Origin of the sequence: Parafrankia sp. EAN1pec, assembly GCF_000018005.1 — a bacterium.
Taxonomy (GTDB): domain Bacteria; phylum Actinomycetota; class Actinomycetes; order Frankiales; family Frankiaceae; genus Parafrankia; species Parafrankia soli.
Window position 1 is genome coordinate 4,459,161 of record NC_009921.1, and the last position, 23,545, is coordinate 4,482,705.

Here is a 23,545-nt window from a genome sequence, read left to right on the forward strand (position 1 = left end):
ACTTGGAGGTATCCGAGCTGTCGCGCTGTGACGCACGACATGCCAGGGCCGGTCAGCCGTCGGCCTGAGGCGTGGGCTGGGGCGCATCCGGGGCTCGCCGGGCAGTGATCTATCGCGATTCCTGATCGGTTCGATCGCGACTGCAGGCTGGACGGTGACACTATTCTTCACCATCCTGATGAACATACGTAGGAATCTGGATGGGGCGGCGCGCGGCGGGACGACGCTGTGGCCAGGGCTGCGGACGATGCTGGAGGGCTCCCTCGCGCACCCGCGGCCGGCCCTGATCGCCACCCTCGCCGGCATCGTCAACGGGACCACCATGATCCTCGGGGCCGCCGCCATCGGCTGGGCCACCGACCATCTGATCGTCCCGGCCCTCGCCGGCGGCCACGTCGCCCGCGCCACCTGGTGGATCGCGGTCGGCGCGATCCTCGGCGTCTCCACGGTGCGCTGGATGACCATCGTCATCCGCGGCATCGCGACCGGGTACGTGCAGCACGGCTCGCAGGCGCGGGTCCGGCGGTCCGTCGTCGGCCGGTATCTCGAGCTCGACCTGGCCTGGCACCGTCGGCACCCGCCCGGTCGCCTGCTGTCCACCGCGGTGTCCGACGTGGACGCGCTGTGGTTCCCGATGGTCTTCTACTACTTCGCGCTCGGGATGATCGTCATGCTGGTCGTCGCGATCGTCCAGCTCTTCGGGCACGACACCGCCCTCGGGCTGGTCGGGGTCGGCCTCGTCGGCTCCGTCCTCGGGGTGAACCTGCTCTACCAGCGCCTGCTCAGCCCGCGCGCCCGGGCGGTGCAGGACAGCCGCGGCGAGTTCGGCGCGCTCGCCCTGGAGAGCATCGAGGGCGGCCAGGTCGTCCGGACCCTCGGCATCGCCGACCGCGAGCGGGCCCGGGTCGGTGCCGCGGCGCTCCGGCTGCGCGCGGCCACCACCGCGGCCGGCGACCTCAGCTCGGTGTTCGACCCGCTCCTGGAGGTGCTGCCGACCGCCGCGGTCATGGCCGTCCTCGCCGTCGGCTCGCGCCGGGTCGAGACCGGCGACCTCAGCGTCGGCGTCCTCGTCGAGGTCGTCTACCTGCTGCTGACCATCTCCATCCCACTCAACGTGATCAGCCGTTTCCTGGGGATGCTGCCGGTCTCGGCGGCCGGCCGCACCCGCGTCGCCGCCGTGCTCGACGCCGCCGAGACCACCGCCCACGGAGACCGCGCCCTGCCCAGCGGCGCCGCTCCCGGCCCGCGGGCGCCGGCTCCGCGGGCGCCGGGCGTCGGGCTCGTCCGCGGCGGGACGAGCCTTCTCACGGACGTCGACATCGAGGTGCGCCCCGGCGAGATCGTCGCCATCGTCGGGCCGACCGGCTCGGGCAAGACCACCCTGATCGAGCTCCTCAGCCGCCAGGTCGACCCCACCGACGGCGTCGTCGAGATCGGCGGGGTTCGCGCCACGGACCTCGCCCGCGGGGAGATCTCGTCCCAGCTGGCCGTTGTCGGGCAGACCTCGTGGCTGTTCGGCGGCAGCGTCCACGCCAACCTTCAGCTCGACGGCCATCCCCGCGAACGGCGTCCCTACACCGCCGGTGAGATCTGGCGGGCGCTGGCCGCCGCCGGCGCCGATGACGTCGTCCGTGACCTGCCCAACGGCCTCGACACCCGGGTCGGCGAGCGCGGCGCCCGGCTCTCCGGCGGCCAGCGGCAGCGGCTGTGCCTGGCCCGCGCGCTGTTGCGCGAGCCCGGCGTGCTGCTGCTGGACGACGCCACCTCGGCCCTCGATCGGCGCACGGAGGCCGCGCTCGCCGAGCTGCGCGCGGCCGGCGTCGCGCGCATCCACGAGATGGCCGCGGAGACGTTCGCGCGCACCGGCAGCGCCGACCTCGTCAGCCGGCTCACCGGCGACGTCGACGCCGTCACGACCTTCGTGCAGAGCGGCGGCGTCATGCTGCTCGTCAACGTCACCCAGATGATCATCGCCGGCGTGCTGATCGCGGTGTACTCCTGGCAGCTGGCGGTGCCCGTGCTGGCGACGGCGGTGCTGTTGTTCGTCGCGATGCGTCGCGTGCAGGCGCTGGTGGCGCGCCGGTTCACCGTGGTCCGGGAGAGCGTGTCAGCGCTGCAGTCCACCGTGGGTGAGGCCGTCACCGGCATCAGCGTCATCCGCTCGACCGGCACCGAGGCACGCAGCCGCGCCATGGTCGAGGACGCCGTCGAGCACACGGCGTCGGCGCAGCGCCGCACCCTCGTCCCGCTGCACTTCAACACCGCCTTCGGTGAGATCGCGATCTCGTTCGTCACCGTGGTGGTGATCGTCGCGGGCGTCCGCTGGTCGACCGCCCACACCCGGTGGGAGCCGACGCTGCACCTGTCGGCCGGTGAGCTGGTGGCGATGCTCCTGCTCGTCACCTTCTTCGTCCGGCCGTTGCAGATGCTGGTCCAGATGCTCGGCGAGGCCCAGAACGCCGTCGTCGGCTGGCGCCGCGCGCTGGAGATCCTCATCGCCGCGGGCGAGCACGTCGCCGTCGTCGGCGAGACCGGCTCGGGCAAGAGCACCTTCGCCCGGCTGCTGACCAGGCAGATCGCGCCACGCCACGGCCGTGTCCTGCTCGGCGGCCTCCCGGCCGGCCAGGTGTCGGACCTGTCCTTCCAGCGCCGCGTCGCGGTCGTCCCGCAGGACCCGTTCCTGTTCGACGCCACGATCGCCGACAACATCCTCGCCGGGGTCCGCGGCGACGCCGGGGCGCTCGACGAGATCGTCGACTCGCTCGGCCTGCGGCCGTGGATCGCCACCCTGCCCGAGGGCCTCGACACCCGCGTCGGCACACGCGGCGACCGGCTCTCCGCCGGCGAGCGCCAGCTCGTCGCCCTCGCCCGCACCGCCCTGGTCGACCCCGACCTGCTCGTGCTCGACGAGGCGACCAGCGGCGTCGACCCCGCGACCGACGTCCGCGTGCAGCACGCGCTCGGCGCGCTCACGGTCGGGCGGACCACGGTCTCGATCGCCCACCGCATGGTGACGGCCGAGCGCGCCGACCGCGTTCTCGTCTTCGACCACGGGCGCCTCGTCCAGAGCGGGCGTCACGACGACCTCGTCCGCGTCCCCGGCCACTACGCCCGGCTGCACGCCGCCTGGGTCGAGAACACCGCCGGCGCCGACGAGCGCCACCAGACCCTCCTCCACCACAATGACGGGAGCACCCCGTGACAACCGTTGCAGTCAACGACACCGCCGCCACGGCCACGGCCGTGGGGGAGGCGCGCCGGCTCCGGCTCGGCTTCAACTCCCGCATCGCCTTCCCCGCCGGGCACGCCGCCGAAGGGCTGCGGGACGGCATCGAGCTGTTCCGGGTGGCCGAGCAGCTCGGCTACGACACCGGCTGGGTCTACCAGCGTCACTTCGACAACTACCTCGCGTCGCCGCTGGTGTTCCACGCGGCTGCCGCGCAGCACACCGAGCGCATCGGCCTCGGCACCGCCATCATCGGCGCCCGCTACGAGGATCCCGTGCTGCTCGCCGAGGCCGCCGGCACGGCCGACCTGCTCAGCGGCGGACGTCTGCAGCTCGGCCTCGGCACCGGCCAGGGCGGCTACGACCACATCTTCGGCCAGGAGCCGAACGACGGGCGGGACCAGTCCCAGGCCCGGCTTGCCACGTTCCTGCGTGGCATCCGCGGCGAGAAGCTGGGCGAGGTGACCGACCCCGCCGGGCTCGTCGCCGCGGGCACCGAGCTGTTCGTCCGCCCGACCAGCCCCACGCTGCCGGACCGGGTCTGGTACGGCGGCGGCTCGGTGGCCTCCGCCGAACGGGTCGGCCGCCAGGGGCTGCGACTGCTGCTCAGTACCATCCTCAGCGGCCAGATCGACGACTACGGCGCCGAACTGGCCCGCGCCGTCGAGGCCTACCGCGTCGCCTACACCGGAACCTCGCCCTCGCGTGTCGCCATCGCACGCTCCGTGCTGCCCGCCACGTCGCCGGAGCACGCCCGCGTCTACGCGGCCTACGACGAACAGCGGCGCACCCACGGGCCGGCGGCCTCGCGCCCGGAGGGCGCCCTGACCCCCGCGGCGGCCCCGCCCGCCCGGTTCACGATGAGTCCCGTGCACCACGGCGCCCCGTCCGCCATCGTCGACCAGCTGCTCGCCGACCCGAGCCTGGCGGTCAGCGACGAGCTCATCGCGTTCCTGCCGCCCGCCTTCGGGCTGCGCGACAACCTGCGCCTGCTCGAGGACATCGCCGAAACCGTCGCACCCCACCTCGGCTGGGCGCCGCCGCCGGCCGAAGGAGATCATCCAGCAGCTCGCTCAGGACTTCGTGTCGGTCAGCAGAGCGGAGATCTCGGTCGGTAGCGCGGCGCACACATGATCCAGCTCGCCGGCGGTGATGTGCTGACGTAGCACCCGGGCGGCTGCCGCCACGGCATAGCCGGCCTGGGTCTCCCCGGTCAGACCTGCTTCGGCGGCGACCCGATCGAGGAACTGCGCCGCGTGGTGATACGGCTGCGGGGTGGCCGATGGCCGCCAGGCTTCATAGTAGATCCCGCGGATCAGCTCGGGCAGTTGAGCGCCGAGATGCGCCGCCGCGTCCACCGGCAGCCGGTTACGCAGCGTGTGCAGGACCGCCCGCAACACCCGGTACGCATAGTGGCGGTCACCGGGACTACCAAGCGCGTCAGCGAGCTGGTTGAGCCACTCGTAGGTCTTGTCGACGCTTCGTTCGATCATCGTGACGCCGGATGCGGGCATCGGTTCCTCCCGTCGAACGTCCTTCGACCGGAACTACCACCATTTTTGGTGACGTCAAAGATGTCAGCCAAGGTCGCAATGGGTCAGAAATTACGATTGCGCCAGGTATCAATCCGGCCTCGGCCCGATTTGGCCGCCGGCTGAGAAGTGTATCGGCTGCGAACCGGGATGGCCTGACGGGCGGCAGGCTGTCAGCCGGTCCGGTCATGGGTATGGCTGAGAGAAAGGTCGGGAGTAGCACGGTCAGGCTTGTTGCGCAGCTCTGGTGAGGCCGGTCCCGCCGGGATTTGTCATCACGGCATCGGCCTACCTGCAGACGGTGGAACGGGCGGGTCTGCGCGCCGAGCAGGCTGCGTCGGCGTCCCGGTTCGCCGCGGAGCACGGCCGGAGCGCTGGCGCAGGTCCGGGCGGTCCACCGGTTCTGCGTGCGGGAGCTGCTCCCGCATGAGGACGCCGAGGACGATCTCCTCTACCCGGCCCTGGGCCCCGTTCTCGATGGAAGGACCCGACCGCCACGATGAGCCGGGCCCACGTCGAGATCCACCACCTGGTCCGCCGGCTGCCGCCGCGGTGCGGGACCGGTTCGGGGCCGGCGCGCGACCGGGGTCAGCCGCGGTGCGAGACCAGGGTCATGTGGTGGACGAACCAGTCACGGGCGAGCGCGGCCACCGTCTCCAGCGCGCCGGGCTCGGCGAACAGGTGGGTGGCCTGCGGGACCACCGTGAGCCGGTTCTCGCACCGCAGCCGGGCCTGGGCCTGCCGGTTGAGGTCGATGACGAGGTCATCGTGCTCGCCCACGACGAGCAGGGTCGGGGCCGCCACCGCGGCCAGTTTCGAGGCGGCCAGGTCCGGCCGGCCGCCGCGGGAGACGACGGCGGCGATGCGGGAGCCGGGTTCGGCGGCGGCCCACAGCGCGGCGGCGGCTCCGGTACTGGCCCCGAAGTAGCCGACCGGGAGGTGCGACACGCCCGGCTGGCCGCGCAGCCAGCCGGTGACGTCCACCAGGCGGTGGGCGAGCAGCCCGATGTCGAACACGTTGGCCCGGTCGATCTCCTCGGCGGGGGTGAGCAGGTCGAACAGCAGGGTGGCGAGCCCGGCGGTGCCCAGGACGTCGGCCACGTACCGGTTACGGGGACTGTGTCGGCTGCTGCCGCTGCCGTGGGCGAACACGACCAGACCGCCGGCCCTCTCCGGAACCGTGAGCTGCCCGGTCAGCCGGACCGGGACGGCAGGGATGTCGACCTCGACCTCGCGCCCCGGCGGGTTGGGCGTCGCGCCCGGCGTGGCCGCTCCGTGCGTCCCGTGCGTCCCGTGCGTCTCGGCCGGTGCGGCCGTAGGTGCCTGCGGTGCCAGGACCGCCGCCCTGCGCAGCAGGTCCGTCACCTCGTCGTCGGACGTCTGGGTGAAGTCGGTGTAGAACGTGCCGATGGCGAAGAACCGGTCCGGAGTGTGCAGGCACACGACCTCGTCGGCGTCCCGGCGCAGCCATCCGATCCGGTCCGGCGGTGCGACGGGAGCCGCCAACACGATCCGGGTGGCGCCGGCGGCGCGGGCCGCCTGGCAGGCGGCGGACGCCGTCGCCCCGGTGGCGATCCCGTCGTCCACCACGACCACGGTGCGACCGGCCAGTGGAACACGCGGCCGGGCGCCCCGGAACCGGCGGATCCGGCGGTCCAGCTCCAGCCGCTCGCGGGCTTCGACCGCGGCCAGCTCGTCCGGGCCGATGTCGGCCATCAGCCGCGTCTCGGGGTTGATGACCCGAACGTCCCCTTCGGCGATTGCGCCCATCGCGAGCTCCGGCTGGAAGGGGACGCCGAGCTTGCGGACCAGGATGACGTCCAGCGGGGCGCCCAGCGTCCGCGCGACCTGGTAGGCGACCGGAATCCCGCCGCGAATGAGCCCGACAACCACGACGTCCAGCCCACGAAGATGCGCCAGCCTCCGGCCGAGCTGCCGGCCCGCGTCCATGCGATCACGGAAAAGCACGTCACACCGCCCTTCCGCCCGCGGGGCGGTGCCCGCTCCCGTAAGCGTCTGGTAGCCGGTTCCTCATGTTTTCCTCCTGCCCGGCCACCGGCTGTCCGAACGTCCCTGATCGCGTACGTCCGCGCCGGCCTCGGCGAAGAGACAGCCTCCGCGGCTCCGGCCGTCGCGCCGGAGTCTCCGCCTGATGTCGATCCCACCGTGCGCGACGGCGCCATCGTCTACGACGAGATCCGCGGTGCCGGGAGCTGCCTGTGGGCTGGACCGATGTCCAGGACGCCGGCCGCTACCGGCTCGAGCGCCGTCGTGACGCGGCGTTGTTCGGCTACGCGGTCGGGCCGCACTCGTGGAAGCAACACCTGCTGCCGCCCCGACTGCGCCTGCTCACGACCCGACGGACCGGCGACGGCGGGTTCGTGCCGAGACGGCGAACCATGCCGCACCGCCGTCGATGGGCTGACCGACGGCACGCTTACCCTGATCGACGCCCCGAACCCGACCCCCGACCCCCTGACCGACCGGTTCCACGATCGCAAGGAGATCCATGCCCCCGCGGAGGAAGTCCGCTCAGGCCGGACCGCCCACCATGGCCCAGTTGCGCGAGACGCTGTGGAAGACGGCCGACAAGCTGCGCGGCTCGATGGACGCCGCCCAGTACAAGGACTTCGTCCTCGTCCTGATCTTCCTCAAGTACGTCTCGGACGCGTTCGCCGAGCGGCGCGAGCAGATCCGGCAGGACGTGCTCGCCGACGGGATCGACGAGTCCCGGGCCGAGGAGTTCCTCGACGACGTCGACGAGTACGCCGGGCAGGGTGTGTTCTGGGTGCCGGGGCGGGCCCGGTGGGAGCATATAGCGGCGAATGCGAAAAGCGCCGGCATCGGGGAACTGCTGAACGCGGCGATGGACGCCGTGATGAAGACGAACCCGGCGCTCACCGGCGTCCTCCCGCGGATCTTCAACGGCGAGGGCGTCGACCAGCACCGGCTCGGCGAGCTCGTCGACCTGCTCGGTGACGCCCGCTTCACCGGCCACCGGGCGACCGAGCGGCCCCCGTCCACGCCTACTGGCGAGGACGGTGCGCTTTTCGGCGAATCCGCCGCCGGAGTTCCGACGGAAGCGGCGACCCGGCCGGCGCGGGACGTGCTGGGGGAGGTGTACGAGTATTTTCTGGAGAGGTTCGCCCGCGCCGAGGGCAAGCGCGGCGGTGAGTTCTACACCCCGGCCAGCGTGGTGCGGTTGCTTGTCGAGGTGCTGGAACCCTACGAGGGCCGGGTGTACGACCCGTGCTGCGGTTCGGGCGGCATGTTCGTCCAGGCGGAGAAGTTCGTCGTCGCGCACCGAGGGCTCACCCACTCCGGCGACATCGCCGTCTACGGCCAGGAGTCGAACGAACGGACCTGGCGGCTGGCGAAGATGAACCTCGCCATCCACGGGATCACCGGCGACCTGAGCGCCCGGTGGGACGACACCTTCCGCAACGACCGGCATCCGGACCTGCGGGCCGACTTCATCCTGGCGAACCCGCCCTTCAACATGTCCGACTGGGCGCGCACCGTCGACGACCAGCGCTGGCGGTACGGGACCCCACCGACCGGCAACGCGAACTTCGCCTGGCTGCAGCACATCATCGCCAAGCTGGGCTCCCGCGGGACCGCCGGCGTGGTGATGGCGAACGGCTCGATGTCGTCGAAGCAGTCCGGCGAGGGTGAGATCCGCGCCGCGCTGGTCGAGGCCGACCTGGTGGCCTGCATGATCGCGTTGCCGCCACAACTGTTCCGCACCACCCAGATCCCGGCCTGCCTGTGGTTCTTCGCGAAGGACAAGGGCCAGCTGGGCGCCCGCTGGCTCGCCGAACGGCGCGGCGAGACGCTGTTCATCGACGCCCGCGACATGGGCACGATGATCGACCGCACCGAGCGCATCCTCACCGACGGTGACCTCGAGAAGATTACCGACACCTACCGTGCCTGGCGTGGCGCGAAGTCGGCCCGCGACAAGGGCCTGGCCTACGAGAACATTCCCGGCTTCTGCTATTCGGCCTCCACCGAGGAGATCCGCACCCACGACCACGTCCTGACCCCGGGCCGCTACGTAGGCGCCGCCGAAGCCGACATTTCCAACGACGAGCCGATGGCCGAGAAGATCGAGCGTCTCGCCAAGGAACTCTTCATCCACTTCGAAGAGTCCGCTCGCCTGGAAAAGGAAGTTCGCAGCCAACTGGAGCGCCTCGATGCCTGAATGGCGGCGCAGCTCGCTCGCTGACCTGGTTCGGCTGCGGCGGGGATTCGACCTGCCGGCGCCGGAACGCCGGGCTGGTTGTTTTCCGGTGGTCGGCTCCGCCGGGGTCAGCGGGTGGCACGACCGGGGGCCGATCGCCGGGCCGGGGATCACTCTCGGGCGCAGCGGTTCGTCAATCGGCACGGTGACGTATGTGCCATCTGACTACTGGCCGTTGAACACCGTGCTGTTCGTCGAGGACTTCCAGGGCAACGATCCGCGTTTTCTCTATTTCCTGCTGCGGACGATCGACTTCGCCCGGTTCAACTCGGGGAGCGCGCAGCCCTCGCTCAACCGCAACTACATCGCCGCCGTCGAGCTGCGTGCGCCGGAGTATCCCGAACAGCGGGCGATCGCGGCGGTGCTGGGCGCCCTCGACGACAAGATCGCGCTGAACCATCGGCTTGCCTCGACTGCCCGGGAGCTCGCCGAGGCACGGTACGCGGCGGCGACGCGCGGGCCGGGTCGCCGGGAGCTCAGACTCGGTGACCTGGTCGAGACGCTGACCCGGGGGATCACGCCCCGGTACACGGCGGACGACTCCGCGCTCGTCGTGCTCAACCAGAAGTGTGTGCGCGCCGGCCGGGTCGACCTCGCACCGGCCCGCGGGACGGATCCGGCCACGGTCCCCGCCGCGAAGCGGCTCAGAGCGGACGACGTCCTGGTCAACTCGACGGGTATCGGCACCCTGGGCCGAGTGGCCAGGTGGGTGCACGCGACGCGGGCGACCGTCGACTCGCATGTCACCGTCGTCCGGCTCGCGCCGGACCGGCTGGACCCGGTGTGCGGGGCGTTCGCCCTGCTGGCCGCGCAGCCGCGGATCGCGTCGCTGGGTGAGGGCAGCACCAGCCAGACCGAATTGAGCAGGGCCGCGTTGAACGACCTGGTGATCGCGGTGCCGGCGGCCGAGCGGTGTGCCGAGATCGGCGCCGAGCTGGCGGCGCTGGACGCGCGCGGCGAGGCGGCGCACGCGGAGTCGGCGGCGCTGGCCCGGCTGCGGGACGCGCTGTCGCCGAAGTTGATGTCGGGGGAGATCCGTGTCCGGGACGCGGAGCGGACCGCGGGAAGCCTGGTTTGACGGAGATCTGGCGTGACGGAGACCTGGTGCGGCGGCGCGCTGAAGCGGCGGAGTACTGAGGTGACGAGTACTGAAGCGACGGCGCAGGGGCGGGTCCGCCGGCATCGGCGGCGGCTGCGACCCGCTGGCCGCCGTCCTATCCCGTGACGGGTGCCGCGGCCGCCACGGTCGTGATGACCATCGGCACGGTCGCTGTGTTGGCCGCCGCCGTGGTTGCCTTGGTGGCTGGCACGATCGTCGCGGCGGCTGTGTTCGTCGCCGCGGTCGCCGAGCGCGGGGCTGGCAGCGCGGGCAGCACCGGCACCGGGGGCAGCACGCGCAGCCCGGGGATCGTCGTGGCGATCGGCGGCGCGGGAGCGGGAGGGGGCAGCCGCAGCGGTGCCGGCCGCGCCGCGGCGATGACCGACCGGCGGCGTGCCGGGGTGAGTGCCGGTCTCGGTGGCGCGTCGAGGTGCAGCTCGATCGCGTGCATCGCCAACATCATCAACATGAGTGCGAAGGGGAAAGCCAGCACAATAAAGATCACTATTGAGGACACCTTCCGCGCGGTGCGATCCGACACGACTGGTCGCGGTGGGTGACTTGCAGGGCTCCCACCAGCCGTTCGACTCATTACCGCACCAACCGGCCGATTCCTCCGCCCGGGAGACGGGCCAGCCTGGCATAGGTGGCGCTCACCACCACCATCCGCCGCACCCGAAACAGTCGAGGTCAGGGATCAGCCGGCCGCGGGGTCACCTTCGGTGGGTCCGGTTCCGTTCCCGCATCCGCCGCGGATACCCGAGCACCGCCGCGTCGTACACGGGCACGTTCACCGACCGGGCCAGCTTGGCGGCCACCGTCGGGGTCCCGACCCGCCGGCGGATCCAGTCGCCGTCCCGGTCCACCGCGACGACCGTCGTGTCGGTCGCCGTGGTCTCCGGCTCGACGTAGAACTCCACCCCGATCCGCTCCGCGACGAAGGCCCGCAGCCCGGCGAGGTCGGCGGGGCTGGCCTCCCGATCGAGCAGCGTGGCCCGACTCCTCGAACGGCCCTGGCCATACCGGCGCAGCAACAGCCGATCCCGCCAACTCATCAGACGCCCCTCCGAAGGACCCGGCTCCAGTCGACTCCGACCATCACAGCGCCGCCGTCCTAAACAAGCCTTAACGGCAGATCAGAACACCCTTGGATCACTCGGAGAACGACAACGACCCGATGAATCGGCGAGCAGTCACCGGACGGTCCGGCTCGGGGCATCGGCCACTACCGGCTCGATTCGGTGCCGGTCCCGTCTCGTTCCGCGAGCCATACGAGGCGCGCCTTCCCGCTGTCCCCCGGGTCGGGGACGGCGACGTCGACGACCGGGCGGGTCCCGAGAGGCTCGTCGAGCGGGACGACGGTGCTCCACCGGCGGCCCGCGGCCTGGCGGAACATAACGCTGACCTTGCGTCCGTCGGGCAGCACCCGGGTCCTGCCCCTGCCGAAAGTCGTCGGCCCGTCCGGGCCGAAGGCGAGCCAGGCGCGGACGGCGACCCGTTCGGAGGTCTGCTCGACATCGAAGCCGGCGAGCACCTCGTCCCGGTGGCTGTTCACCGTGCACCACAGCTCACGACCATCGGCGGTGACCGAACAGCCGTGGACCCTGTGCTGCCACCGGTGCCGCGCCCCGACGATCAGCCCGGCGGCGCCGCGGGGCCGCCGGTACTCGAGCAGTGCCCGCAGGAGCCATTCGGGGTTGGTCGCCGGGCCGTCGAGGACGCCGGCCGGAACCGGGCGTGGCGGCGCCTGCCCGGCGCGGGGGAGAACGTCGACTGGCCGCCCGGCCCGGAAGAAGCCGGCGATGCGCTGGGACACCGTCAACAGCACCCGCTCGGCGTCCGTACCGTCGTACTCACGGCCGGCGAGCGTCGGCCATGCACGCCAGGGGCCCACCGGGACACCATCGCCAAAGTCGCAAAGGACCGATCGGGGGCCGCTCAGGTCAGGCGTGCCACCGTCCGCCGCGGCTTGCCGCAGCCCGTCGCCCTGCGGGCGGAACCACCAGGTGGCGAAAGCGAAGGCTGGTTGAACACGCACCTCGAGCCGCCTGCCGGCACCGCCCATGCCGGTGCCGACGTCCTGCGGGGTGTTGCCCATGCCGCCGCCTTCCCGGTGCGCCGATCCAGGGCCTCCCGCACCGATGATGCTCCGGCGCCGCAGGTCAGCACACGTCTCTGGCCGGGCTCGCTCGCGCCGGGATCAACCGCGTTCCAAAACCTTTATGGGCTGACCCCGGATATGATAGACGTCATTTTGCGGGATTCGCAGAGCAGCCCCGACCGCGGCCCGGTGACTGTCAGGAGTCCGGAGGGGCGTTACGAGGTGGCCGGTGTCGTTCCCGGTCCGCCTGCGCGACGTCCTTGTGGAAAGGGCTGCCGATCCACAGTTGCTCGCCCGTCGCGGATGTGCGGCCCCAGAACAGGCCTTCCATCTCACCGAAGCGGGTACGTCGTGGCAGCCGGGCCAGGAGTTCTCCGCCCGTGGGACGGCTCGGCAGCAGCCGCCGGGCACGCAGCACGACAACGCTGCGATCGGTGACGACAACGATCCGTCGGCCGACCATGTAGTAGGACGCGGGCATCAGAACGAACAGGAACGGCGAGCTGGTCTGGGCCATGAACACCTGCCGGACCTGCTCGCCGGGCTCCAGATAGGGTCGGGCGCGAGAGGCAAGTTTGTCGCGTATCGCCATCGGGAGATGAGCGTAGACCATGCACGCTCCGCGCGGCGACATTTCCCCGAGCCATGCTCTCGCCTGCGACCCGCGCGCCGGAACTCGCCCGGTCTCGGCAGCGGGATCGCGGTCGCGGAACCCCATGGTCTTCTGAGGAAGGCGGGCTGAGCATCTCATCGGCGTGGCCGATGACTGCCGTCATGACGGACGGGGTGCGGTCGTGACTGTGTTTGGTGTATTTCTGTCTCCGGATGCACCGGACTGGCTGGTGCTCCGGAGGGGCGGGCGATGCGGAACGGGGCGCCGGGACCGGATGAGTCCGCGCGGTTGAAGGCGTACTGGTTTGCGATCCGAAAATCCCGGGTGGTCTGTGATGGCGGCGTCATTTCGATGATCTTGCCTGGCTACTTTGGTGGTCGGCAGTGGACCGTCCCTGCGGGCCACGCTGCTGTGCGGGACCTGTCTGCCGCGCCGCTACCGGAAGATGCCCAGGAGCCGGAGCCGGTGCTCGCCAGCGAACTGGCCGTCCCCTACCTGTTCACCACGGGGCCAATGACCCGGCCAAACCTGCTTCTGATGTTCACCGAGCCGCAACGGGTGCCGCCGCTGCGACTTGCGGCTTCACTCGCGCCGAACACTGATCTTCCCTTCGGCTATCGCTCGACCCGGTCGAAGAGGGGAGCTCACGTCGACGGGATCCTGTTGCGTGCCGACAACCCTGCGGCGCTGCATCGGTCCATCGTCGCCGCCGGGGGCAGCCATTTCGACGATCCTGTCCGTTGGTTGCGTGAACACCGTGAGGTAGTCACGGATGCCGTGCAGCAGAACAGCCTGACCAGACGGCGGCGCACCGGGCGTCGCGTTCAGATTGCCGCCACGACTCTGTTGCTGTTGACCGGCGTCGGCGGGCCGAGGTTCGTTGGTGACAACGGTCCCTTGTGGCCCCTCTTCCTGGTACTGGCTGTGCTGGTGGGACTGTTGGGGCTGGCTGAGTTCGGCCGTCGCCTGGCACGGTGACTGTGGGGCGCTCCACGGGCGAGGGGTCTGCTCACGGCGTCAACAACCGCACCGTGCCGTCATCGGAGCTGGTCGCGAGGGTGCGTCCGTCCGGGGAGAACGCCACGGACTCCAGTCGGTCGGTCTGGTCGGTGAGGGTTTGACCGCGGAGGGTGGGTCTGGTGCGGTCGGTGACATCCCAGAAGCGCACCAGCCGGTCGCCGGAGATGGTGGCGAGGGTGTGCCCATCAGGGGAGTAGGCCAGACCCACCACCCACCAGACGCTCGGGCTGTCGCCCAGGAAGATCGGTTCGCCCAGGGGAGTGGGCCTGGTGCGGTCGGAGACGTCCCAGAACCGCGTCGAGTAGTCGGAGGCGCTGGTGGCCAGGGTGCGCCCGTCGGGGGAGTACGCGAGCGACATCAGCGGGTTGGTGTGGCCGGTGAGGGGTGGGCCGAGGGGGGCGGGACTGGTGCGGTCGGAGACGTCCCACAACCGCACCGTGCGGTCGTAGGAGCCGGTGGCGAGGGTGCGCCCGTCCGGGGAGTACGCCAGGAACGCCACTGTTTTGGTGTGGCCGGTGAGGGGCGGGCCGAGCGGGGTGGGGTTGGTACGGTCGGTGACGTCCCACAGCCGTAGCGTGTTGTCGAGGCCGCCGGTGGCGAGGGTGCGGCCATCAGGCGAGTACGCCATCGCGGCCACCCAGCTCGTGGGGTCCGTGGAGTGGCGGGTCAGGGGCTTGCCGAGGGGGGTGGGGTCGGCGCGGTCGGACATGTCCCAGAACCGCACCGTGCGGTCGGTGGAGCTGGTCGCGAGGGTGCGTCCGTCGGGGGAGTACGCGACCGCCGCTATCGGGTCGGTGTGGCCGGTGAGGGGCTTGCCGAGGGGGGTGGGGTCGGTGGGGTCGGACATGTCCCAGAACCGCACCGTGTCATCGTCGGAGCCGCTGGCCAGCGTGCGCCCGTCCGGGGAGAACACCACCGACCGCACCCAGCCGGTATGGCCGTAGAGGGTCTTTTCGAGCGGGGCGGCGTGGGACCACTCCTCGGGGGTCGCACTGGGCAGGGGGGCATCCGCTTCACTGCCGGGCCAGAGCAGCGCGGTCAGCGCGGTCAGTGAGATCAGCAGGACCGTGGCCAGCGCGAACAGGACCTTCCGCCGTCTTGGCTTCCGCCACGGCCGCGGCTCGGCGTCGGCCTCGAGCCACTCGGTGATCATGTTGTGCTGAGGCGCCGACGCCTCGTTCTGATCGCCCCTGATCGCTCTCGTCATAATGCGATCACCCTAGCGCCGCAGGGGATCCGCCCGCTTCCGCACGGGAACGATCCCCCGGATGGTCAACGATGATGACGGCGATTCGGCCGCCTTCACGCCGGTAGGCGCCCTGGTTGCCTATGCCGTGTCCGGATCACCGTGACGTGCCGGGGGTTTGACCTCTTAGTCTTGAATTATCCTCAAGATAATCAACCGCGTTGACGACACCCCGTCCGTTGTCGATCAACGACAAGATCACCGAAATGGCGGGCGGTGCCCGGCGGGGCTCCTGCCCGACGGTGACCGAGACGTACGCGTCACCCTTCAGCAGGCGGACTTCCTGGACGTTGCCGGGGCTGGTGTACGTGTAACCCTCGTAGCCGACACCGCTCAGATCCTCCTGCGGCTGTTGGGCCGGAGCCGCGCGCGATGACCGATAGCCTGCCTCGGCGTCCTGCGCGGAACTCCAGAGGATGACGAACCCTTTCGGTGAACTGAAGGCGCATCCGATCGCATCCGTGTCCCCTTCAGGGACCTGCTGCCTGCCCGGGCTCCAGGCCGCGTCGATCACGGCTCGAATCTCCGGCACTGTCAGCATGGCTGCAGGGCGGTACCGGCCCCGACACCGACCCGTCCGAGGCCGGCCCGCAGGACGTCGTCGCCACGCAGGAGACGAGCACGGCACCCAGCACGAGCATGAGACGGGCCATCCGACGACTATGGCTCGGCTATCTCCCGGCCGGGCGGCGAACGCGTTGGAGGTCGCTGGTCGAGGTGGCACCGGCTGGGTGTCGGACCTCACGGCTAGCCTGGTGGCGGCCGGTCGCCGGATGCGCCGGGCGATCGCCTGTGACGGAGGGTGTCGGGGTGTCGGGTGCTGCGTGGCCATGGCATTGGCAGACCGGCAGTCGCAGGCCGGTAGGAGCAGGTTGGTAGGGGCAGTCGGTTGGGGGTTCGTGCATGACGGTTGAGGTCGGCGGGTCGAACGGCAGGCTTACCGCCGGCCCGGTGCGGGCGGCGGCGGCCGTGGCGCCGGTCGGCCGGGTGCTCGGTACGGAGGAGAACACGCCTCTGCTGTTCCACGTCGCCCTGCTGGAGGGCAGCTACCTGCAGCTCGACGACGTGGTCGTCACGGTCCGCGCGGTGCCCGGGGTCGGGCCGGTGATGACCGCCGGCATCGTCACCCAGGTGCGGGCCCGGCACGAGGGCGCGTCGTTCGGCTCGGATGTCTTCCTGATCGCCGACGGCGTCCTGCCCGCGCAGGTGCAGGAGATCGCCGAGATCACCACGACCCGGGTGGAGCCGGAGGTGTACGTCCCGCCGCTGCCCGGTGAGCAGGTACGGCGGGCGACCGGTGCGGAGCGGGCGACGGCGCTGTACTTCGACATGATGGAGAAGCGGATCCCGGTCGGCATCGGCCGTGACGGAAACCCGATCTACATCAATCTCGAGTTCCTGGACGGCACCCGGGGCGCGCACGTCTCTATCAGCGGCATCTCGGGGGTCGCCACCAAGACCAGCTTCGCGCTCTTCCTGCTGCACTCGATCTTCCGCTGCGGGGTGCTGGGGCGGGCCGCGGTGAACACCAAAGCGCTGGTGTTCTCGGTGAAGGGCGAGGACCTGCTGTTCCTCGACCACGCCAACTCCCGGCTCGACGAGGACATGCGCGCCGCGTACCGCCGGCTCGAGCTGCCCGCCGAGCCGTTCCGCTCGGTCGGCTTCTTCGCCCCGCCGCTGCCCGACGACACCTCGGGACGTCCGCACGTCGCCTCCCGGCCGACGGGGGTGGCCGCGTTCTGGTGGACGATCCAGGAGTTCTGCGCGGGTGAGCTGCTCCCGTACGTGTTCGCCGACGCCGAGGACGACCGCAACCAGTACACGATCGTCGTCCACCAGGTGGCCCTGCGGCTGCGCACGGACGCGGTGCCCGCCGGCGCTGACGGCGCGGTCAGCCTCGACGGACAGCTGGTGCGGACCTACCCCGAGCTGGTCGACCTGATAGTCGACCGGCTGACCGACGAGGAGACGCGCCGGGACTGGGCCGGGCCGGTGACGGGTGCCGGGACGGTCAACGCGTTCGTCCGCCGGCTGCGTTCGTCGTTGCGTTCGCTGCGGTCGCTGATCCGGGCGGATCTGGCGGACAGCCCGCGCCGGCGGGTGTCCACGGCCGACCAGCAGGTGACCGTGGTCGACCTGCACAACCTGCCGGAGCGGGCGCAGCGGTTCGTCGTCGGGGTGGTGCTCGCCGCGGAGACGCGGCGCAAGGAGGAGGCCGGTGCGGGCGGGCTGCTGTTCACGATGATCGACGAGCTGAACAAGTACGCCCCGCGGGAGGGCGCGAGCCCGATCAAGGAGGTGCTGCTCGACATCGCCGAGCGCGGCCGCTCGCTGGGCATCATTCTGATCGGCGCGCAGCAGACGGCGAGCGAGGTCGAGCGGCGGATCATCGCCAACAGCTCGATCAAGGTGGTCGGCCGCCTCGACTCGGCCGAGGCGGGCCGGCCGGAGTACGGGTTCCTGCCGCCCGGGCAGCGCGCCCGGGCCACGCTGGCGAAGCCGGGCACGATGTTCGTCTCCCAGCCGGAGATCCCGGTGCCGCTCGCCGTCGAGTTCCCGTTCCCCGCCTGGGCGACCCGGCACTCCGAGACCGCGGGCCTTGAGACCGCGGGCCTTCCCTCCGAAGCCACCGGCCCGCCGGCCGGCCCGGTTCCCGGCCAGCCCGGAAGACCGGCCCCCGGCACGATTCCCCGCAATCCGTTCGACCTGCTACCCAACCCCACCGACGAGGTTCCGCCGTTCTGACCTCCGGCCGTTAGGGACCGCCATGAAGTTCCTGCACACCTCGGACTGGCATCTCGGGAAGACCCTCAAGGGGCGCAACCGGCTCGACGAGCAGCGCGCCGTGCTCGGGGAGATCATCGGGATCGCCCGGAAGCACGAGGTCGACGCGGTGCTCGTCGCCGGGGACGTCTACGACAGCGCGGCCCCGCCGGCGGCGGCCCAGCAGCTCGCCGTGCAGGCGCTGGTCGCGTTGCGCGGCACCGGCGCCGAGGTGGTCGTGATAGCCGGCAACCACGACCACCAGCCGACCTTCGACGCCTACCGGCCGCTGATGTCGGCCGCCGGGATCACCCTGGTCGGGACGCCGCGCACCGCCGCCGACGGCGGGGTGGTCACCTTCCGCGCCCCCGGCACCGGCGAACCGGTCACCGTGGCGGCGTTGCCGTTCGTCTCCCAGCGGTACGCCGTCCGCGCCGCCGACCTGGTGACCCAGACGCCCGACCAGACCGCGGCCCGCTACGACCAGGTCGTGCGCGCCCTGATGGAACAGTTGCGCTCCGGCTTCGACGACAACGCGGTGAACCTCGTCCTGGCCCACCTGACGGTGACGAACGGCCTGTTCGGCGGCGGGGAGCGGATGGCCCAGTCGATCTTCGAGTACCACGTGTCCGCGGCGGCGTTCCCCGCGGACGCCCACTACGTGGCGCTGGGGCACCTGCACCGGCGGCAGACCCTCGCCGCGCCGTGCCCGGTGGTGTACTCCGGCGCGCCGCTCGCGGTCGACTTCGGCGAGCAGGAGAACACGAACGTGGTGTGCCTCGTCGAGGCGAGCCCCGGCGTCCCCGCCCAGGTCACCGACATCGCGCTGACGGCCGGCCGGCGGCTGCGGACGGTCCGGGGCACCGTCGCGGAGCTTGCCGCGCAGGCCCCGGAGCTCGCCGAGGACCTGCTGCGGGTGGTCGTGCGCGAACCGGCCCGCGCGGGGCTGCGCGACGAGGTCCAGGAGCTGCTGCCGAACGCGCTCGAGGTCGGGATCGACCCGGAGCTCCGGGTGGCGCTCGGCGGGTCGCGCCCGAGCGCGGCGGCGCTGGCGCGGCGCAGCCCGGAGGACCTGTTCCGGGAGTTCTGCGCCGCCGAGCAGTTCGAGGATCCCCGGGTCGAGGCGCTGTTCGCCCGGCTGCACGACGACGTCTCCAGCGGCGACTGAACGACCCGAGGGATCTGGGAGGGGACTGAATGCGCCCGGTGCAGCTGGACCTCGCCGGTTTCGGATCGTTCCGGGAACCGGCGGTGCTGGACCTCACCGACGCCGACTACTTCGCGCTGGTGGGCCCGACCGGCGCCGGCAAGTCGACGCTGATCGACGCGCTGACGTTCGCGCTGTTCGGCTCGGTGCCGCGCTGGAACAACCGGGCGACGGTACATCTGGCGCTCGCGCCGACCGCGGCCCGCGGCACGGTACGTCTCGTCTTCGACGCGGCCGGCGCCCGCTACGTGGTGGCGCGGGAGCTGCGCCGCGCCGCCCGCGGGGGTGTGACCGTGCGCAACGCCCGGTTCGAGCGGCTGGTCGACCCGGCCGGCGCGGGCGGGCCGGGGGAGCCGACCGACGTGCTCGCCGCGGGCGCGCCCGCGGTCACGGCGGCGGTCGAGGAACTGCTCGGGCTCACCTTCGAGCACTTCTGCACCTGCGTGGTGCTTCCGCAGGGCGAGTTCGCCGAGTTCCTGCGGGCGAAGCCGAGCGAGCGGCAGGCCATCCTCACCCGGCTGCTCGGGCTGGGCGTCTACGACACGATCCGCGCGGCGGCGAACGCCCGCGCGAGCGACCAGCGCCAGCGCGCGGACGTCCTCGCCGAGCAGCTCGCCGGGTACGCGGACGCGACCGCCGCTGCCGAGGCCGCCGCGGCCGGCCGGGTCGGCGCGCTCACCCGGCTCGCCGCCGAGGTGGCCGCCGCCCTCGCCGAGGTGGCGCGGCTGGACACCGCCGCCGCCGAAGCCGCCGCCCGGACCGCCAGACTGGGCGCCGAGCGCGACCAGCTCGCCGCCGTCGAGCCGCCGGCCGGGCTGGTGGACCTCACCGGGCGGCTGCGCGCTGCCCGGGCCGCCGACGCGGACGCCCGTCGGCGCCGCCAGGAGGCCGAGCGGGCGGACAGCGCCGCGCGGGGAGATCGCGCCGCCGCGCAGCCCCGTGCTCCGCTCGACCGGTACGCCCGCGACCACCGGGAGCTCGCCGACCTGCTCGCGACCAGACCGGCGGCCGTCACCGAGCACGCCGAGGCCGACGCCGCGCTCGCCCGGGCGGACGCCGAACTCGGGGCGGCGCGCGCCGCGCTGGCGGCGGCGACCGCCGCCGAACGCGACGCGGAGCAGGCCGCTGTATCCGCTGCCGCGGAGTTGAGCCGGCTGGACTCCGAGCTGGGGCTGCTCGCCGATGTCCGGGCGCCGGCCGGGCTGGCGGCCCTGACCGGCCGCCTGCGCGGGGCCGAGGCGGCGCGGGCCGAGGCCTTGGAGCGCCGGGAGGCGGCCGAGCGGGCTGACACCGCCGTCCGCGAGGAGCGGGCCGCCGCACCGTCACGCGGCCCGCTGGAGCGGGCGCTGCGCGATCATGAGCTGCTCGTCGAGCTGCTGGCCGGCCAGGCCGCTGCGGCGGCCGCGCACGCCGACGTCCAGGCGGCGCTCGGCCGGGCCGACGCCGCACTGGAAGAGGCCCGGCACACCCGGCACCGGGCGGCCGGAGCCCGGGATGATGCCGCCCGCGCCGACCTGGCCGCCGCGTTGCGGCCGCACCTTGCCGTGGGGGAGGACTGCCCGGTCTGCGCGCGGCCCGTCGCGACGCTGCCGCCCCCGCTGCCGGCCGCCGGCCTCGGTACCGCGGACGAGGCGGTCACCGCCGCCGAACGCGAGGTGACCGCCCGCGCCGCCGAGGCGACCGCCGCGACCCGGGCGGCGGCGGAGTCCGAGGCCCGGCTCGCGGACCTGACCAGGCGGGTCGAGGAGCTGCGCCGCGCGGTCGCCGACGCGCCGGACGCCCGCCGCGCGGCCGGCCTCCTCGCGGACGTCGAACGGCTCGACGGCGCCGTCGCCCGCGCGGACCTGGCCCTGCGCCGGGCCCGCGACGCCGCGGCCGCCGCCGACACGGTCGTCACCCGCTCCCGGGACGGGGCGGCCGGGGCGCGGCGGGCGCTTGACGCCGTCCGCGACCCGCTGGTCTCCCTCGGCGCGCCCGGGCTGGCGGGCACCGACCTGGAGGCGGACTGGGCCACGCTGGTCACCTGGGCCGCCGAGCTCGCCCGCGACCGGACCGGTCAGCGTGACGCCGCGGCCGAGCGTTCGGCCGCCGCCACGGCCTCCCTGGCCGCCGCGCGGCAGGCGCTGGCGCTCGCCTCCGCCGGGCAGGCGAGGGCGGACGAGAACCGGATCGCCGAGGCCCGCGCCCAGCAGCGGGCCGCCACCCGGGTCGCGACCCTCGACGACCGGGCCGAGGCCCTGCGTGTCGTGCTCGCCAGCGCGCCGACCGCCGTCGAGGTCGCGGCCGCGCTCGCCGAGCTGGACCGGCTCGCCGCTACCGCCGACCAGGCCGACCAGCGGCTGCGCGCCGCCCGGGCGGAGGCCGACGACGCCGAGCGGGCGTTCGAGCGGGCCCGGGACGCGCTCGGGGCGGCCGGCGGCGCGCTGGCCGCGGCCCGCGACGGCCTCGTCCCGCTCGGCGCGCCCGCCGTCGACAGCGAGGACGTCCTGGCTGGCTGGACGGCGCTGACCGACTGGTCCCGCACGCAGGCCACGGCCCGTGACCGCCTGCTCGCGGCGGCCACCGCCGAGGCCGAGGACGCCCGCCGACGGCACGACGAGGCGGACACGGCGCTGGTCGAGCTGCTCGCCGCCCACGACCTGCCGCCTGGCCCCGGTTCCAAGGCCGCCGACGGTGCGTCCGTCGCAGTGGCGGACGGGCTGGCGGGGGCCCGCGCGGAGCTCGCCCGAGTCGTCGAGCGCCGTGCCGAGGCCGGCCGGCTCACCGCCGAGGTCGCGACGGCGCGCGAGGCGGACCATGTCGCCCGCCAGCTCGGCCAGCTGCTGCGCTCCGACCGGTTCCCGCGCTGGATGGTGGCCGCCGCGCTGGACATCCTGGTCGAGGAGGCGTCGGTGACACTGTCGGAGCTGTCCGGTGGGCAGTTCGAGTTGACCCACGAGGATGGCGAGTTCGTGGTCGTCGACCATGCCGACGCCGACTCGCGCCGGCCGGTGCGGACCCTGTCCGGCGGTGAGACGTTCCAGGCCAGCCTGGCGTTGGCTCTCGCGTTGTCCTCCCAGCTGCGGGCGATGGCGGCCGGCGGCGCAGCCACGCTCGACTCGCTGTTCCTCGACGAGGGCTTCGGCACCCTCGACGAGGCCACCCTGGACGTCGTCGCGAGCACCCTGGAGAGCCTCGCGAGCGGCGGCGGCCGGATGGTCGGCCTGGTCACCCACGTCCAGGCGCTGGCCGAACGGGTCCCCGTACGCTTCGCGGTGAACCGGGACCAGCGGACGTCGACCGTCGTCAGGGAGCGCACTTGACCGAGGCACCACCAATCCCGCGGCCGGCCGCGCCGGCCGGACCCGACGGATCCCCCGCACCTCCCGGATCCGCGGCACCTGCGGCGCCGGCGGGCGGGATGCGGTTCAGTGTCGACGCCTGGGATCCCGGCTACGGGACGAGCCTCGGCGAGGAGGAGCTCGTCGAGTCCAGCGCCCCGGTCGTGCTGGACATCGAGGTGCCCGAGTCGGCGTGGGCGCCGCGTGACCCCGCTCCCGGCACGGCCCCGCCGGGCGCGGTGCTGTTCGTCGACGGGGTGCGCCGCGTCGAGGCCCGCGCCTGGATCCACGACAGCGTGCCCGCCGGCGAGCAGGCGACGTCGGCGCTGCCGGCCCTGTGCGCCTCCTATGCCAGTGGCGTCGTCTGCTGCTGCGAGGCCGGGGCCCACCTGGCCGTCGCGACGGTGAGCCGGGGGACGTTCACCGCCGCCGCGCACGCCGGGGACGTCCGGACGACCGCCGGCGACTATCCCGTCCGCCGGACGCGCGCGACCGACCCGGTCGGGCTGAGTCTGGCGTTGCAGCGGGCCCTCGGTGAGCTCGAGGTGGAGTCGGCCGCCGCGGCCCGCGCCCGGCTCGGCGACCACACGACCGGTGTCCACACGACCGGCGGCACCGACCTGCTGGTCGTCGACGGCCCGCTGCGCGGGCGCCAGCACCTGCCGCGGACCCTGGGCTTCGTCAAGACCCACCAGTCGGCGTACCTCCCGCCGCGCCAGCACGCGATGGTCGGCACCCTCGGCCCGGGGCAGCGCACCCCGGTCTTCCTGATGGGTTCCAGCTGGGACAGGCACAGCTGGTACCTGCGGCTGCCCGGCGGGCCGGGCGCGCCGTGGGCCGGTGTGGTGCGGGTCGAGTGCGGCGCGGACATGTCCGCCGCCGAGGCGATCGCGCTGGCCGACCAGAGCCAGGTGACGCTGCGCCGCTTCGCCTCCGCCGAGTTCAAGGACGCCCGCGCCCCCCAGAACCTCTACCCGATCGCCGGCCTGGAACGGGCACTGCGCCGCCGGATGGGCGATCCCCAGCTGCTGTACCGCGCGCTGCGCCGCGCCGCGGTGACCTGAGCCGGCCGCCCCCGGCGGCGGGGCCGGGTGGTACGAACTCATGGGTCGTACGGGGTCGTACGGGGTCGTACGAGGTGGCAGTGGGACGCAGTCGTGCGTGGTCGCACAGGA

At 72.8% G+C, this 23,545-nt stretch carries 17 protein-coding genes and 1 pseudogene; 10 read left to right on the plus strand and 8 right to left on the minus strand.

Features of this window, described 5'->3' with window-relative positions:
- Nucleotides 1-178 precede the first annotated feature (178 nt).
- Nucleotides 179-3,202, plus strand: coding sequence for an ABC transporter ATP-binding protein (locus tag FRANEAN1_RS43630; RefSeq protein WP_083788537.1), 3,024 nt, complete (start codon nucleotides 179-181; stop codon nucleotides 3,200-3,202).
- Entirely contained in the window at nucleotides 3,199-4,344 is a 1,146-nt protein-coding gene (locus tag FRANEAN1_RS18225; RefSeq protein WP_020461295.1) for an LLM class flavin-dependent oxidoreductase, read from the plus strand. The genes FRANEAN1_RS43630 and FRANEAN1_RS18225 overlap by 4 nt, the downstream gene beginning before the upstream one ends.
- Here the strand turns inward: FRANEAN1_RS18225 and FRANEAN1_RS18230 are convergent.
- Entirely contained in the window at nucleotides 4,300-4,740 is a 441-nt protein-coding gene (locus FRANEAN1_RS18230; RefSeq protein ID WP_020461296.1) for a DUF2267 domain-containing protein, read from the minus strand. The two genes, FRANEAN1_RS18225 and FRANEAN1_RS18230, sit on opposite strands and share 45 nt — an antisense overlap.
- Nucleotides 4,741-5,346: 606 nt before the next feature.
- Nucleotides 5,347-6,726 (minus strand): phosphoribosyltransferase family protein, encoded by a 1,380-nt coding sequence (locus FRANEAN1_RS18235; protein ID WP_020461297.1) that lies wholly within the window; start codon nucleotides 6,724-6,726, stop codon nucleotides 5,347-5,349.
- Between the two features lie 186 nt (nucleotides 6,727-6,912).
- On the opposite strand from FRANEAN1_RS18235, the pseudogene FRANEAN1_RS43635 reads away from it, so the two are divergent.
- From FRANEAN1_RS43635 to FRANEAN1_RS18245, 3 genes and pseudogenes are all read left to right on the plus strand, one after another.
- Nucleotides 6,913-7,121, plus strand: a pseudogene (locus FRANEAN1_RS43635) (sulfite reductase subunit A); the annotation flags it as partial.
- A 146-nt stretch (nucleotides 7,122-7,267) separates the two neighbouring features.
- A complete protein-coding gene (locus FRANEAN1_RS18240) occupies nucleotides 7,268-8,962 on the plus strand; it encodes a class I SAM-dependent DNA methyltransferase (RefSeq protein ID WP_020461298.1) in 1,695 nt (564 codons plus the stop codon).
- Nucleotides 8,955-10,079 carry a restriction endonuclease subunit S gene (locus FRANEAN1_RS18245; RefSeq protein ID WP_020461299.1) on the plus strand — a complete coding sequence of 375 codons (1,125 nt, stop codon included), beginning with the start codon at nucleotides 8,955-8,957 and terminating at the stop codon, nucleotides 10,077-10,079. Before FRANEAN1_RS18240 ends, FRANEAN1_RS18245 begins: the two co-directional genes overlap by 8 nt.
- Nucleotides 10,080-10,215: 136 nt before the next feature.
- Here FRANEAN1_RS18245 and FRANEAN1_RS18250 read toward each other — a convergent pair whose 3' ends face one another.
- The 4 genes from FRANEAN1_RS18250 to FRANEAN1_RS18265 form a co-directional block, all read right to left on the minus strand.
- A complete protein-coding gene (locus FRANEAN1_RS18250; protein WP_157472690.1) occupies nucleotides 10,216-10,551 on the minus strand; it encodes a hypothetical protein in 336 nt (111 codons plus the stop codon).
- Nucleotides 10,552-10,813: 262 nt separating this feature from the next.
- Nucleotides 10,814-11,155 carry a hypothetical protein gene (locus tag FRANEAN1_RS18255; protein ID WP_020461300.1) on the minus strand — a complete coding sequence of 114 codons (342 nt, stop codon included), beginning with the start codon at nucleotides 11,153-11,155 and terminating at the stop codon, nucleotides 10,814-10,816.
- A 170-nt stretch (nucleotides 11,156-11,325) separates the two neighbouring features.
- Nucleotides 11,326-12,198: a hypothetical protein gene (locus tag FRANEAN1_RS18260; RefSeq protein WP_020461301.1), complete on the minus strand. Its 873-nt coding sequence runs from the start codon at nucleotides 12,196-12,198 to the stop codon at nucleotides 11,326-11,328.
- 199 nt (nucleotides 12,199-12,397) lie between these two features.
- A complete protein-coding gene (locus tag FRANEAN1_RS18265; RefSeq protein ID WP_020461302.1) occupies nucleotides 12,398-12,814 on the minus strand; it encodes a hypothetical protein in 417 nt (138 codons plus the stop codon).
- A gap of 249 nt (nucleotides 12,815-13,063) precedes the next feature.
- Here FRANEAN1_RS18265 and FRANEAN1_RS18270 point away from each other — a divergent pair, with 249 nt between their 5' ends.
- Nucleotides 13,064-13,792, plus strand: a complete 729-nt coding sequence (locus FRANEAN1_RS18270) for a hypothetical protein (RefSeq protein WP_020461303.1) — start codon at nucleotides 13,064-13,066, stop codon at nucleotides 13,790-13,792.
- 31 nt (nucleotides 13,793-13,823) lie between these two features.
- On the opposite strand, the gene FRANEAN1_RS18275 is transcribed toward FRANEAN1_RS18270, so the two are convergent.
- Both FRANEAN1_RS18275 and FRANEAN1_RS41215 read right to left on the minus strand, forming a co-directional pair.
- Nucleotides 13,824-15,041: a WD40 repeat domain-containing protein gene (locus FRANEAN1_RS18275; protein WP_020461304.1), complete on the minus strand. Its 1,218-nt coding sequence runs from the start codon at nucleotides 15,039-15,041 to the stop codon at nucleotides 13,824-13,826.
- Between the two features lie 136 nt (nucleotides 15,042-15,177).
- On the minus strand, nucleotides 15,178-15,594 hold the full coding sequence (locus FRANEAN1_RS41215) for a hypothetical protein (RefSeq protein WP_020461305.1): 417 nt from the start codon (nucleotides 15,592-15,594) through the stop codon (nucleotides 15,178-15,180).
- Between the two features lie 389 nt (nucleotides 15,595-15,983).
- On the opposite strand from FRANEAN1_RS41215, the gene FRANEAN1_RS18280 reads away from it, so the two are divergent.
- The 4 genes from FRANEAN1_RS18280 to FRANEAN1_RS18295 all read left to right on the plus strand — a co-directional run bounded on the left by FRANEAN1_RS18280 (nucleotide 15,984) and on the right by FRANEAN1_RS18295 (nucleotide 23,434).
- Nucleotides 15,984-17,825, plus strand: coding sequence for an ATP-binding protein (locus FRANEAN1_RS18280; protein ID WP_020461306.1), 1,842 nt, complete (start codon nucleotides 15,984-15,986; stop codon nucleotides 17,823-17,825).
- 22 nt (nucleotides 17,826-17,847) lie between these two features.
- Entirely contained in the window at nucleotides 17,848-19,011 is a 1,164-nt protein-coding gene (locus tag FRANEAN1_RS18285; RefSeq protein WP_020461307.1) for an exonuclease SbcCD subunit D, read from the plus strand.
- A 29-nt stretch (nucleotides 19,012-19,040) separates the two neighbouring features.
- Nucleotides 19,041-22,352 carry an SMC family ATPase gene (locus tag FRANEAN1_RS18290; RefSeq protein WP_020461308.1) on the plus strand — a complete coding sequence of 1,104 codons (3,312 nt, stop codon included), beginning with the start codon at nucleotides 19,041-19,043 and terminating at the stop codon, nucleotides 22,350-22,352.
- 98 nt (nucleotides 22,353-22,450) lie between these two features.
- Nucleotides 22,451-23,434 (plus strand): hypothetical protein, encoded by a 984-nt coding sequence (locus tag FRANEAN1_RS18295; protein WP_020461309.1) that lies wholly within the window; start codon nucleotides 22,451-22,453, stop codon nucleotides 23,432-23,434.
- The last annotated feature ends 111 nt before the right edge of the window (nucleotides 23,435-23,545 follow it).

Bases quoted from the DNA above. Each gene is read 5' to 3' on its own strand.
- FRANEAN1_RS18295 (WP_020461309.1), top strand. From the start codon at position 22,451: ATGCGGTTCAGTGTCGACGCCTGGGATCCCGGCTACGGGACGAGCCTC.
- FRANEAN1_RS43630 (WP_083788537.1), top strand. From the start codon at position 179: ATGAACATACGTAGGAATCTGGATGGGGCGGCGCGCGGCGGGACGACG.
- FRANEAN1_RS18270 (WP_020461303.1), top strand. From the start codon at position 13,064: ATGCGGAACGGGGCGCCGGGACCGGATGAGTCCGCGCGGTTGAAGGCG.
- FRANEAN1_RS18275 (WP_020461304.1), bottom strand. From the start codon at position 15,041: ATGACGAGAGCGATCAGGGGCGATCAGAACGAGGCGTCGGCGCCTCAG.
- FRANEAN1_RS18250 (WP_157472690.1), bottom strand. From the start codon at position 10,551: ATGCACGCGATCGAGCTGCACCTCGACGCGCCACCGAGACCGGCACTC.
- FRANEAN1_RS18280 (WP_020461306.1), top strand. From the start codon at position 15,984: ATGACGGTTGAGGTCGGCGGGTCGAACGGCAGGCTTACCGCCGGCCCG.
- FRANEAN1_RS18260 (WP_020461301.1), bottom strand. From the start codon at position 12,198: ATGGGCAACACCCCGCAGGACGTCGGCACCGGCATGGGCGGTGCCGGC.
- FRANEAN1_RS18255 (WP_020461300.1), bottom strand. From the start codon at position 11,155: ATGAGTTGGCGGGATCGGCTGTTGCTGCGCCGGTATGGCCAGGGCCGT.
- FRANEAN1_RS18265 (WP_020461302.1), bottom strand. From the start codon at position 12,814: ATGGTCTACGCTCATCTCCCGATGGCGATACGCGACAAACTTGCCTCT.
- FRANEAN1_RS18285 (WP_020461307.1), top strand. From the start codon at position 17,848: ATGAAGTTCCTGCACACCTCGGACTGGCATCTCGGGAAGACCCTCAAG.
- FRANEAN1_RS18290 (WP_020461308.1), top strand. From the start codon at position 19,041: ATGCGCCCGGTGCAGCTGGACCTCGCCGGTTTCGGATCGTTCCGGGAA.
- FRANEAN1_RS18230 (WP_020461296.1), bottom strand. From the start codon at position 4,740: ATGCCCGCATCCGGCGTCACGATGATCGAACGAAGCGTCGACAAGACC.
- FRANEAN1_RS18240 (WP_020461298.1), top strand. From the start codon at position 7,268: ATGCCCCCGCGGAGGAAGTCCGCTCAGGCCGGACCGCCCACCATGGCC.
- FRANEAN1_RS18245 (WP_020461299.1), top strand. From the start codon at position 8,955: ATGCCTGAATGGCGGCGCAGCTCGCTCGCTGACCTGGTTCGGCTGCGG.